Source organism: Ideonella sp. A 288, assembly GCF_002198735.1.
GTDB lineage: Bacteria > Pseudomonadota > Gammaproteobacteria > Burkholderiales > Burkholderiaceae_C > Pseudaquabacterium.
In genome coordinates, this window is the sequence record NZ_MWLO01000103.1 from 19,272 (window position 1) to 30,020 (window position 10,749).

9 protein-coding genes are annotated in these 10,749 nt (G+C 71.9%); 5 read left to right on the forward strand and 4 right to left on the reverse strand.

The window, feature by feature from the left end:
• The first annotated feature begins 237 nt into the window (after positions 1 to 237).
• The gene (locus EOINJALH_RS09920; RefSeq protein WP_088280198.1) at positions 238 to 1,125 is read left to right on the forward strand and encodes a hypothetical protein; all 888 of its coding nucleotides are present in this window, start codon (positions 238 to 240) and stop codon (positions 1,123 to 1,125) included.
• A gap of 34 nt (positions 1,126 to 1,159) precedes the next feature.
• Here EOINJALH_RS09920 and EOINJALH_RS09925 read toward each other — a convergent pair whose 3' ends face one another.
• Positions 1,160 to 2,050: a cache domain-containing protein gene (locus EOINJALH_RS09925; protein ID WP_088280199.1), complete on the reverse strand. Its 891-nt coding sequence runs from the start codon at positions 2,048 to 2,050 to the stop codon at positions 1,160 to 1,162.
• A gap of 292 nt (positions 2,051 to 2,342) precedes the next feature.
• On the opposite strand from EOINJALH_RS09925, the gene glgX reads away from it, so the two are divergent.
• Entirely contained in the window at positions 2,343 to 4,436 is a 2,094-nt protein-coding gene (gene glgX / locus EOINJALH_RS09930; RefSeq protein ID WP_088280200.1) for a glycogen debranching protein GlgX, read from the forward strand.
• Positions 4,437 to 4,524: 88 nt separating this feature from the next.
• Here glgX and EOINJALH_RS09935 read toward each other — a convergent pair whose 3' ends face one another.
• Entirely contained in the window at positions 4,525 to 5,589 is a 1,065-nt protein-coding gene (locus tag EOINJALH_RS09935; protein ID WP_088280201.1) for a S1C family serine protease, read from the reverse strand.
• 165 nt (positions 5,590 to 5,754) lie between these two features.
• Here EOINJALH_RS09935 and EOINJALH_RS09940 point away from each other — a divergent pair, with 165 nt between their 5' ends.
• The gene (locus EOINJALH_RS09940; protein WP_088280202.1) at positions 5,755 to 6,513 is read left to right on the forward strand and encodes a Rieske 2Fe-2S domain-containing protein; all 759 of its coding nucleotides are present in this window, start codon (positions 5,755 to 5,757) and stop codon (positions 6,511 to 6,513) included.
• A gap of 43 nt (positions 6,514 to 6,556) precedes the next feature.
• Here EOINJALH_RS09940 and EOINJALH_RS09945 read toward each other — a convergent pair whose 3' ends face one another.
• Positions 6,557 to 7,747 (reverse strand): hypothetical protein, encoded by a 1,191-nt coding sequence (locus tag EOINJALH_RS09945; RefSeq protein ID WP_088280203.1) that lies wholly within the window; start codon positions 7,745 to 7,747, stop codon positions 6,557 to 6,559.
• Positions 7,748 to 8,251: 504 nt separating this feature from the next.
• On the opposite strand from EOINJALH_RS09945, the gene modA reads away from it, so the two are divergent.
• Complete coding sequence (gene modA / locus EOINJALH_RS09955) at positions 8,252 to 9,019, forward strand: molybdate ABC transporter substrate-binding protein (protein WP_158219712.1); 768 nt, start codon at positions 8,252 to 8,254, stop codon at positions 9,017 to 9,019.
• A 37-nt stretch (positions 9,020 to 9,056) separates the two neighbouring features.
• Here modA and EOINJALH_RS09960 read toward each other — a convergent pair whose 3' ends face one another.
• Positions 9,057 to 9,932 (reverse strand): substrate-binding domain-containing protein, encoded by an 876-nt coding sequence (locus EOINJALH_RS09960; protein WP_199873288.1) that lies wholly within the window; start codon positions 9,930 to 9,932, stop codon positions 9,057 to 9,059.
• A gap of 442 nt (positions 9,933 to 10,374) precedes the next feature.
• Here EOINJALH_RS09960 and EOINJALH_RS32140 point away from each other — a divergent pair, with 442 nt between their 5' ends.
• Positions 10,375 to 10,623, forward strand: a complete 249-nt coding sequence (locus EOINJALH_RS32140) for a hypothetical protein (RefSeq protein ID WP_199873290.1) — start codon at positions 10,375 to 10,377, stop codon at positions 10,621 to 10,623.
• The last annotated feature ends 126 nt before the right edge of the window (positions 10,624 to 10,749 follow it).

Below are 10,749 nucleotides of genomic sequence, written 5' to 3' on the forward strand. Positions count from 1 at the left end.
GCCAGTCCCCTGGCTTGCCATTCCGCAGCCGGACATTGACCTGTCCCAAGCCCGACCCGGGCCGACATTGACGCATGACACCACCGGCCACGGCGGGGCGCTCAGCATGGTTGGCGTGCTCGCGGCCGACGCTGCGGCCCCAGGCAAGTGAGCCCGGCGTCACCGCCCGCACCGGCCGGCAGGCTGCCGCCGTCGCAGTGATGAAGCCACCTCTCCCACTTGCCGGTGGAGACCCGCATGAGCACCGTACTCGTCGAACGCCAGCAGCAGAGCGACCTCACCCTGCAAGCCGAGGCCAATCTCTACGAGGATCCCGTCCTGGACATCCTGGGCGATGAGCCCGCCGTGGCGCCGGTGCCCTCTGCGCCGCCGCTGCCGGTGCTGGTGCCGTCCATCGGTGGCCATCCGATCGCCCCGCCGCGCCCAGCGGCGGCCGCCATGCCGCCGATCCCGGCGCCGGCCCGCGCGGTGGCCCCGGCGGTGTGCCAGGAGGATCCGAACGATCCGCTGCGGGTGACCGTGGTCGACCGGCAGGGGCGCGTGCGCTACCTGCGCTTCGCCAACCCGGCGGACGTGGCGCGCGACCGCGCCCACCACGTGCAGTACCTGGCCGACCGTTCGCCCTATGCGGTGGACTTGAAGCAGGTGATCTCCTGGCGCGGAGAACGGCTCGACACCTACCGCGAACGCCAGCGCTACCCGGCCATCGGCTTCGCCCCGCGGGGCCATCCGCTGTCCGACGCGCAGCGCAAGCTGTGGGGCAGCAGCACGATGATCTGGGTTTGCGCGCCCGACCAGGTCACCGGCGACGCGCGCTTCTACACCAACGTGTGCCTGCTGAACCGGTTTCACCACTCCTCGTTCCGCCAGGGCGGCGGGGTCATCGGCGCGGGCGAGTGGATCGTCTCGGACGGCAAGCTGCTGAAGATCAGTGGCCTCAGCGGGCACTACCAGCCGCCGATGGACTTCCTGTTCCGCGCGGTGCTGCACATGTCACCGGCCTTCAACGAGGACACCACGGTGCTGCTGTACGACACCGTCGAGCAGCGCTGGATCGACCTGCCCGTGCGCGAGTTCATCCACGCGCCCACCGGCGGCGGGCGCTACAAGGTGTTCGGCGGCTGAGCGGCGGCGCCCGGGCGCCGGTGCCCGGCGGGTGCTAGCGCGAGTAGTAGCCGACCCCGAGGATCAGCTGGTCCACGCGCTGGATCAGCGAGTGCTTGGCCTCCACCGCATTGGTGGCGGGGTTGCGCCACATGTAGTCGACGGTGCCCTTGTCCTTCTGCTGCACCAGGGTGATCATCTCCTGCACCAGCGGCTTGCCGGCGGCGTCGCGCAGGCCGCGCACGTCCATGCCGGTGAGCTGCGGCGACGCGCCGGTGGCGCGGTAGCGACCGTCGTCCAGGCCGATGACGAAGACGTACTGGTCGTCGTGCATGAAGCCGCCCTGCGGGTCGTTGAAGGCGGCGAAGGCGGCGTCGGGGCCCGACTTCTTCAGGAAGGCCACGGCCTTGCCCAGCAGGTCTTGCGCTTCTTCCAGCGACGCGCGCGGCGTGTAGTAGCCCACGCACAGGATCACGTCGCCCACCTTCTGGTAGCTGCTGACCTTGCTCTCGACGCGGTTGCTGGCCGGGTTGCGCCAGTGGTATTCGAGCCGGCCGGTGGGGCTGGTCGCGGCCTGCTCCAGCAGGTCGCGGATCAGCGGCTTGCCGGCGGCGTCGCGCAGGTCGATCGCGGCCTTGCCGGCCAGGCCCAGCGGCGAGCCGCCGTTGGCGTGCATGAAGCCGTCGCGGCCCACCGCGAACACGTAGTACGCGCCGTTGACGAACGGGCCCTTGGTGTCGTTGAAGGCGGCAAAGGCCTTCTCGGGGCCGTTGGCCTTCAGGTAGTCCACCGCGGTGGTGAGCAGTTCGGCGGCGCGGCGGGCCTGGCCGCGCTCGACCGTGCCCATCGGGGCCGGGGCGGCGTCGGCCGCTTGGGTGACGGGGGCCGTCGCCGCGAGGGCGCAGGCCAGGGCGATCGTGAGGAGGCTGAAACGATGTCGGGGCATGGTGAAGACGTCCTGTGGAGGGTGCCGGTGCGCTCGCTCGCCACGGTCCGCGGGCCAGGGCCCGCGGCGCAGTCGAGGGGCCGGTGCGGCCGTTGAACGCAAGATGCAGGCCACCGCATGGCGGCGTCCGGCCCCAGGGAGACCGCCGAGTGCCCGGCCCGCCCGGCACTCCAATCCGTGACGATTGCTTCGTTTGAAGACACTCGGGCCGTGTTGCCACGGGCGGGGTCGGCTACCGCGGCCTTGCGTCGAGTCAATCGGCGCGCGCCATGCCCGACCAGACAATCGCCGCATGGCTCGGCGAACCGCCCAACCCGTGCAGCCGCCCCCCAGCCGCCCGTTCCCGCTGGGCGCGGTGGCCGATGTGGGTGGCGTGCGGTTCAGCGTCTTCTCGCACCACGCCCAGGCGCTGGAGCTGTTGCTGTACGACAGCGCCGACGACGACCGGCCGACACGGACGATCCCGCTCGACCGCCACCTCGATCGCACCGGCGACTACTGGCACCTGCGCGTGCCCGGCCTGGCCCCCGGCCAGCTGTATGCGTGGCGCGCGCAGGGCGTGGTCGATCCGACCCGCGGCCTGCGCTTCGATGGCGACAAGGTCCTGCTGGATCCCTATGGCCGCGCGGTCGCCGTGCCGGTCGACTATCGCCGCGCTGCCGGCGCGATGCCGGGCGCCAACCACGCGCATGCCTTCAAGAGCGTGGTCACCGACACCGGCCGCTACGACTGGGAGGGCGATCGTCCGCTGCGGCGGCCGTTCACGCAGACCGTGATCTACGAGCTGCACGTGCGCGGCTTCACGCGACACACCAGCAGCGGCGTGCCGCCGCAACGGCGCGGCACCTATGCGGGCCTGGTGGACAAGATCCCGTACCTGGTCGACCTGGGCATCACCGCGGTCGAGCTGATGCCGGTGTTCCAGTTCGACGCGCAGGACGCGCCGCCGGGCCTGACCAACCACTGGGGCTATTCGCCGGTGTCGTTCTTCGCGCCGCATGCCGGCTATGCCGCCGCGCGGCAGCCGCTGGCGGTGCTGGACGAGTTCCGCGACATGGTCAAGGCGCTGCACCGCGCCGGCATCGAGGTGATCCTCGACGTGGTCTACAACCACACCGCCGAGGGCGGCGAGGGCGGCCCCACGTTCGGCCTGCGCGGCCTGGACGACGCCGTCTACTACCTGCACGACGAGGCCGGCCGCTACGCCAACTACTCGGGCACCGGCAACACCCTGGCGTCCCATCACGCGGTGGTGCGGCGGCTCATCGTCGACAGCCTGCATTACTGGGTGCAGGTGATGCACGTCGATGGCTTCCGCTTCGACCTGGCGGCGATCCTGTCGCGCGACGAGTCCGGCGCGCCGCTGGCTGGCGCACCGGTGCTGTGGGACATCGAGACCGACCCCCGGCTGGCCGGCACCAAGCTGATCGCCGAGGCCTGGGACGCCGGCGGCCTGTACCAGGTGGGCCGCTTTGCCGGCGAGCGCTGGAAGGAGTGGAACGGCCGCTTCCGCGACGACGTGCGGTCGTTCGTGCGCGGCGATTCCGGCGTGGTGCCGGCGCTGGCCGACCGGCTGCTGGGCAGCCCCGACCTGTACGCGGCGCGGCCGCGCGAGCCGGCGCAGAGCATCAACTTCGTCACCAGCCACGACGGCTTCACGCTCGAGGACCTGGTCTCGTACGAGCGCAAGCACAACGCGGCCAACCGCGAGGGCAACCGCGACGGCACCGACGACAACCGCAGCTGGAACTGCGGCGTCGAAGGCCCCACGGACGATCCGGGGGTGCAGGCGCTGCGCGCGCGGCAGGCGCGCAACCTGCTGGCCATCACGGTGCTGTCATTGGGCACGCCGATGCTGCTGATGGGCGACGAGATGCGCCGCACCCAGCACGGCAACAACAACGCCTACTGCCAGGACAACGAGATCGGCTGGCTGGACTGGCGCCTGCTCGACCGCGACCCCGGCCTGCACCGCTTCGTCAAGGGCCTGATCCGGCTGCGCTTCCTGCGCGAATCGGTGCGCACCGACCACCACCTCACGCTGGCCGAGCTGATGGCCCATGCGCACGTGCAGCTGCACGGCGTGCGGCTGGATTCACCCGACACCGCGGCCGAGTCGCACAGCCTGGCGCTCACCGCCAGCAGCCTGTCGGGCGACCTGCTGATGCATTTCGCGCTCAACGCGTGGTGGCATCCGCTCGAGTTCGACCTGCCCGTCCTGCCCGACTGGGCCACCAGCGGGTGGCGCCGCGTGATCGACACGGCGCGGCCGGCCCCGGACGACCTGTGCGAGATCGACGGCGCCGAGCAGGTGACCGGCGCCAGCCACCGGGTCCAGCCGCGCTCGGTGGTGATGCTGGCCGCGGGCCGGGCGGCGGCCGGCTGACGCCGCCGGCCGGTGCCCCGCGGTCAAGACATGCCGCGCTGCCAGGCCGAGCGCCGTCAGGTCGTGCCGCGCCGTCCCGCCCCGGGGCTCACACGCCCTTCGGCCGCTTCAGCGTGCTCATGCGGTCGACGCTGCGCAGCGTGACGAGCTGCCGGGCGCCGTCGCGCTGGATCTCGAGCCGCACCTGGCGCGCCGGCGGGCCACCGCGCCACAGCGCCTTCCACAGGCTGTCGAGCGCCTGCACCTCGACGTCGTCGATGCGCAGGATGCGGTCGCCGCGCTGCAGGCCGGCGGTGTCGGCCGGGCTGTCGGCGGTGACGCGCACCACGCGCACCGCGCCCTCGTCCTCGACGCAGTTCAGCCCCAGCCAGGCGCGGTGGCTGCCGGCGCTGGTGCCGCTGCGGCGCAGTTCGTCCAGCATCGGCGGCAGCAGGTCGATCGGCACGAACATGTTGCCGGGGCGCCGCGCGCCGTCCACCATGCCGGCGTCGGCCACCACCAGCGAGCCGATGCCGACCAGTTCGCCGCGCGGGTTGAACAGGCCCGCGCCACTGTGCATCGGCCAGGGCGGCGAGGTGAACAGCGCTTGTTCGAGGTGGTACTCCCAGTAGCCGGCGAAAGGCCTGCGCGACAGCAGCCGGGTCGGTGCCACGCCGCCGGCATCGCCGCCGTTGGCGAACATCAGCACGTCCTGCTCGGCCAGGCCCTCGGCGCGGCCCATCGGCACCGGCTCCAGCCCCAGCGGCACCAGCGCCTGCACCAGGCCGAAGCCGGTGGCCGGGTCGTAGGCCACCACGCGGGCGGGCAGGCGGCGGTGGTCGGCGGTGGTCAGGTCCACCTGCTCGGCTTCGAGGATCAGGTAGCCGATGGTCACCACCAGGCCGTCGGCGCCGATCACCACGCCCGAGCCCTGGCGCTTGTCGCCCAGTGTCCTGGACGAGCCCGCAGCATCGACGGCTTGGGATTCGACACCGACCACCGCGCGGTGGGCCCGCTGCAGCGCCTTCTGGCGCTCGGCGCTGTCGGCCGACGCGGCGGGCTCGTCGGCCCGTGCGGTTACCGCCAACGCGGCGGTGCTCAGCACCAGCCAGCGGCGGCGGCAGACACCGGGGCCGCCCGATGCGGCGGCATCGGCCCGTGGTTCGAGCGGCATCGCAACCCCCCTTTCCGCGCAGCGGCAGAGGGCGCAGCATGAACCGAAGTGGCGCGGCTGCCAAGTCCCTTGGCTTGCCCCGGGGCGCCTCGGGGACTCCCGCTGCGCGTCGAGGGCGGGCCGTGCTATTTTCCGGCTTGGTCGGGCACGCAGCGGAGGGGCAGCATGGGGTCGACACCAGGGCATGAAGGCGACGGCAACGCCGCGCAAGCCGATCGGCGCGACCTGCTGCACCGGGTGGCCTGCCTCGGCGCGGCCTGCCTGGCCGGGCCGCTGACGCTGGCGCACGGTCAGGGCCAGGGGCCCTTGGTGGCGCATGCCTATGGCCGCACGCAGCTGGTCGACAAGCAGGGCCGGCCGTTCAAGGGCGCGCAGCTGGCCGTGGGCGAGCCACACATCTTCCACTACCCCTACGAGACCACGCCGGTGTTCCTGATGGCGCTGCCGCGCGCGGCCACGGCGGTGCCGTTGAGCGATGGCCAGAAGCACCGCTACGAGTCACTGCCGGGCATCGGCCCACAGCAGCGCATCGTCGCCTACTCGGCCATCTGCGCCCACAAGCTGATGTACCCGACGCCGCAGATCAGCTTCATCAACATCCGCAAGGGCCAGGCCGACGAGCCGGCGCATGTGGTGCACTGCTGCGGCGACAACTCGCGCTACGACCCCACGCAGGGTGGGCGGGTCATCAGCGGGCCGGCGCCGCAGCCGCTGGCGATGATCGCGCTGGAATGGAACGCCGCCAGTGACGAGCTGCACGCCGTCGGCACGCTGGGCGGCGAGATGTTCCAGGCCTTCTTCGAGAAGTACGAGGCCCGGCTGCAGCTGGAGCGCGGCGCCAACGCCCGCAACCGCAGCGCGCAGACCTCGGTGGTGCAGGCGGCCTCGGCCTTCAGCCGCCAGCTGCAGTCCTGCAAGGCCTGAAGGCCCCGCGGCCGTCGGGTTCGCAGGATCGGCCGACGCTCGCTCAATTGCAGAGGAAGGAACGGGCCGCGCGCGTGATCACGTTGAAGGTGGAGCCGGGCGTCGGCCGGCGCACGTAGAACAGGTCGCCGGCGCCGTTGATGCGCGGCTGCGTTTCCAGCGGGTAGGTCTGCGTGCCGCCGACGGCGATCTGTTCGGCCGTGGCGCGCGTGGTGTACTGCATCGCCGCCTTGCCCTCCTGCGGGATGAACGACCAGGCCATGTCGCCCAGATCGTTCATGAAGTAGTCGCTGTTGTAGCTGCTCTTCGTGGTCAGTCGGCGCGTGGTGTCGGTGCGGCGGTCGAACTGCCAGATGCTGGGGCCGCTCTGCCAGGCCAGATCGCCCATGGCGTTCAGACGCAGCGACGTGGAGCCGGAGCCATCGGTCGTGATGCGCCGCACGGCCTGCTGGCGCTGGTCGTACATCCACACGTCGGACTGGTAGTTCGTCAGTGTGATTTCGAGCCAGGCCATGTCGCCCAGGTCGTTGACCAGCGCCGTGCCTGCCCGGGTGCCGGCCGGTCGCGTCAGCAGGTTGGTGGTCACGCCGGTGAGCGGGTCGAAACGGCGCAGCCGGACGAGCTGGTCGGCACCCAACTCGAACCAGAACACCTGGTTGCGGCTGTTGAAGGTTGGCGCACCGAGCCCGCGCGCCTCGGTGGTGATGCGCGTCGCCAGCCCCGTGGCCTTGTCGAAGTACTCGATGTGGTAACCGCCGTCGGCGCAGCCATTGCAGAACGGATACCACACGCCCCAGGCCGCGTTGCCGCTGGCGGCCACCACCGGCGGCTGCACCGCCGGATAGAGGCGCGGCGACGTGGCGATGGGGGTGTAGAACGTGAGCTGGCGCGACGTGCCGGTGGCCGCGTCGAAGTGGTAGATGTTGCTTGTTGGCCAATTGTTGAACTGCAGCCAGACGGCGTCGCCATTGGCGGCCAGCTGGCCGTAGCCGCTGCCGAAACCCGGGAAGCTCAGGTTCACCCGCGTGTGCTGATAGGTGCCGGTGGCGCCTCGGCGCGACTGGAACATCGCGTTGTCGCCGGTGCGTTGCCAGAACAGGTCGCCGCGGTCGTTGGCGCCGAGCAGGTTCTGCACGGATTCGGTGCCGGCGATGTCGGCGATGCCGGCGTGCGCAGGTGCCTGGGCCGTGAACAGCGCGGCCGAGGTGGCCAAAAGGCACAGCAACTTCTTCATGTGATGTCTCCCCCAAAATGACGCGGCGACCGGGCGGCACGACCGGAGCGCGTGCGCCGCAGTGCCGGCTCCGAGCCGCGGATGCTAGGGGGCAATGGCATGGGCCACTGGCAATGCCCGACGGTCGGTCTCAGGTGTATCCGCGTGTGGCGGGCCCAGCGGCTGGCGGGTATTTCGACAGGTATTGACGCGTGTCAATCGCGTATGCCGACGGCCAGTGGCCCAGGGGTTCGCTGGCCCGCTGCCCGAGCCGCCTGGCGCGGCATCGGCGCGGCCGACGGTGCCGCACCGCCCGCATGGGCCGGCGCACGTGGTGCGCTGTTTCGGCGACAACCCACGTCATGACCGCACGCAGGGCGGCAAGGTCATCGGCGGCGCGGCACGGCGCCGCAGCCGCCGGCGATGATCGCGCTGAAGTGGAACGCCGATGGCTGCAGTCTTGAACGGCCTGAGGCCATTGCGGCCGCCCGCCCGCCGTGCCGGGGCATGGCGTACGCTCGCGGCATGCCCCACACCCTGTTGCATCGCTTCCTCCGCCGGGCCGGCGCCCTGGTGCTGGCCGTGGCGGCCTGGCCGTCGATGGCCCAGGGCCTGGCCGTGGCCACCGACAGCGGCCTCGGCGACGCGATGAAGGCGGTGGCGCGCGAGTTCGAGGCCGGACATGCCGGTGTGAGCATCACGCTGCGCGTGGGCGCCGTGGGCGCGCTGCTGGACCAGATCGCGCACGACAGCCCCGCCGACGTGCTGGCCGGCGCCGATGCCGACACCGTGGCGCTGGGCGTGCAGCGGCGGCTGTTGCTGGCAGACCTGCCGGCGCTGTTCGCGTCCAACACCCTGGTGCTGGTGGTGCCGGCCTCGTCCACGCTGCCGGTGCAGCGGCTGTCCGACCTGGCGCGGCCCGAGGTGATGCGCATCGCCATGGGCCGCGAGTCCAGCGTGGCGGCCGGGCGCCACGCGCGCGAGGCCATCAACGCGCAGCGCCTGTGGCCGTCGGTGCAGCGCAAGGTGGTGGTGGTGGACGACGTGCCCGCGGTGCTGGCCCTGGTGGCCAGTGCCGATGTCGAGGCCGGTTTCGTCTACGCCACCGACGCGGCGCAGGCCGCCGGGCGGGTGCGCGTGGTGGAGACGCTGCCCACCGCCACCCCGGTGCGCTACCTGGCCAGCGTGGTGGCCGACACCCGGCAGCCGGCGCTGGCGCGCAAGTTCATCGCCTACCTGCGCAGTGAGCCGGCGCAGGCCGTGTTCAAGCGCTCCGGCTTCGGCGTGCCCTGATCGGGCGTGGGCGGCCGCCGCTCCGCGTGCGGCAGGTTCAATCGCCGATGATCCTGGCGGTGCTCGTCGCGTCGTTGTACATCGGCTCGCCGTAGCGGTCGCGGCCGAAGTCGCGCATCAGGGCCTGCACCTTGTCCGAGGCCAGGTAGTCGCCGAAGCGGCGGGCCGTGGCGGCGCCGGGCGTCGGCTCGGTCAGGTACAAGGTGTGATAGGGGTTGGCCAGCATCGGGCCGCCGCGGAACACGCGCTTCAGTCGGGGCATGTTGCGCTGCTCGGCGATGAAGGTGCTGGAGTCGGTGAGGAAGTAGGCGCCCTCGTCGTTGGCGCGGCGCATGCTGGCCGTCATGAAGTCCTTGGTGACGATCAGGCCCGCGCCGCCCGGCGTGCGGCCGGCGGCCTTCCAGATCTCGTTCTCCTTCTGGTGCGTGCCCGAGTTGTCGCCGCGCGAGACGAACTTCGCGCCGGCATCCTGCAGGCGCCGGAAGGCGTCGGCGGCGTCGCTGGCGATGCCGAGCCGGGCCGGGTCGTCGACGGGGCCGAGGATCCAGAACTCGTTCGAGCCGATCAGCCGCCGGCCCGTGGCCCAGCCGTCGGCCACGGCCTTGCGCTCGGCCGGCGGGGCATGGGCCAGCACCATGTCCACCTTGCGCTCCCGCAGCAGGCGCATGGCCTGGCCCGAGCCGGCCTTGAACCACGACACCGTGGCGTCGTGCGTGCGGGCGAAGTCGGTGGCCAGCACCTCCAGCAGGCCCAGTTCGCCCGGGCTGCCGGTGGCCAGCGAGAACGCGTTGGGGCCGCTGCCCCACACCGCATCGGGCTTGGCGGGCGCGGTGCCTTGGGCCCGCGCCCCGCCCAGGCCCAGCGCCAGGGCCATCGTGAACATCGCGTCGCGGCGCGACAGACTGGAACGCATCGGCATCTCTCCTGCAAAGCCCTGGAGGCTATCCAATCGACGCAGGAAAGTGGATATGTCCGGCCGTGCATAGGCTGAGCGCGCGGGCGCGTGGCCGCGGGCCCGGGTCAGTGCACGGGCAGCCCGTTGAACTCGGTCAGCCGGAAGTCATCGCCCACGCGCACGGCCCGAAGGAACGTCACGTGGTAGGGCGCATGCGGCAGGATGAGGTGCGCGGCCAGCCCTTCCTGGTGTTCGGCGACAGCACGCTGACGGCCTGCAAGCCGATCAGCGACGACGACCTGGCCGACGACCTGGCCGACTGCCAGGACGACCCGGCGCGCCGCAACCGCGTGCTGCCCATCGGCGGCCCGGGCCCGGCGATCACGCCGCGGCAGCAGGGCGAGCGCCTGTTCGAGCTGTTCGGCCGGACGCCGCGCTTCCGCCAGCTGCCGGTCGCGGGATGCTCGACGCCATCATCGGCGTGCTGGGCACCGCCAGTCGGGTGCTGCCTCCGCTCTCGGCCAAGGCAGAACTCGCTCGCATCGGGCGCTATCACGCCACCGAATCCATGCTGGTGCTCGACCCCACCACGGGCCGCTGCGACGCCGCGGCCACGCTATCGACCGGCACCGAGACGCTGTTCGACTTCTATGCGCGCCTGGTGAGCGGTGCCGCCGCACCCGAGCGTGGCGACCACGCGGTGTTCTGACCGACGGCAGCCAGGGCTGGAGCGCGGCGGTTCGCCGCTGGTAGCGGTCGTTCCTTCCGTCCGGAGATCGGCGCGGCGCGGCAGGCGGCAGCCGACGGTGGCGCTGACTGTGGCGGTCGGCTGCGC

Bases quoted from the DNA above. Each gene is read 5' to 3' on its own strand.
- EOINJALH_RS09920 (WP_088280198.1), top strand. From the start codon at position 238: ATGAGCACCGTACTCGTCGAACGCCAGCAGCAGAGCGACCTCACCCTG.
- EOINJALH_RS09925 (WP_088280199.1), bottom strand. From the start codon at position 2,050: ATGCCCCGACATCGTTTCAGCCTCCTCACGATCGCCCTGGCCTGCGCC.
- glgX (WP_088280200.1), top strand. From the start codon at position 2,343: ATGGCTCGGCGAACCGCCCAACCCGTGCAGCCGCCCCCCAGCCGCCCG.
- EOINJALH_RS09945 (WP_088280203.1), bottom strand. From the start codon at position 7,747: ATGAAGAAGTTGCTGTGCCTTTTGGCCACCTCGGCCGCGCTGTTCACG.
- EOINJALH_RS32140 (WP_199873290.1), top strand. From the start codon at position 10,375: ATGCTCGACGCCATCATCGGCGTGCTGGGCACCGCCAGTCGGGTGCTG.
- EOINJALH_RS09935 (WP_088280201.1), bottom strand. From the start codon at position 5,589: ATGCCGCTCGAACCACGGGCCGATGCCGCCGCATCGGGCGGCCCCGGT.
- EOINJALH_RS09960 (WP_199873288.1), bottom strand. From the start codon at position 9,932: ATGCGTTCCAGTCTGTCGCGCCGCGACGCGATGTTCACGATGGCCCTG.
- modA (WP_158219712.1), top strand. From the start codon at position 8,252: ATGCCCCACACCCTGTTGCATCGCTTCCTCCGCCGGGCCGGCGCCCTG.
- EOINJALH_RS09940 (WP_088280202.1), top strand. From the start codon at position 5,755: ATGGGGTCGACACCAGGGCATGAAGGCGACGGCAACGCCGCGCAAGCC.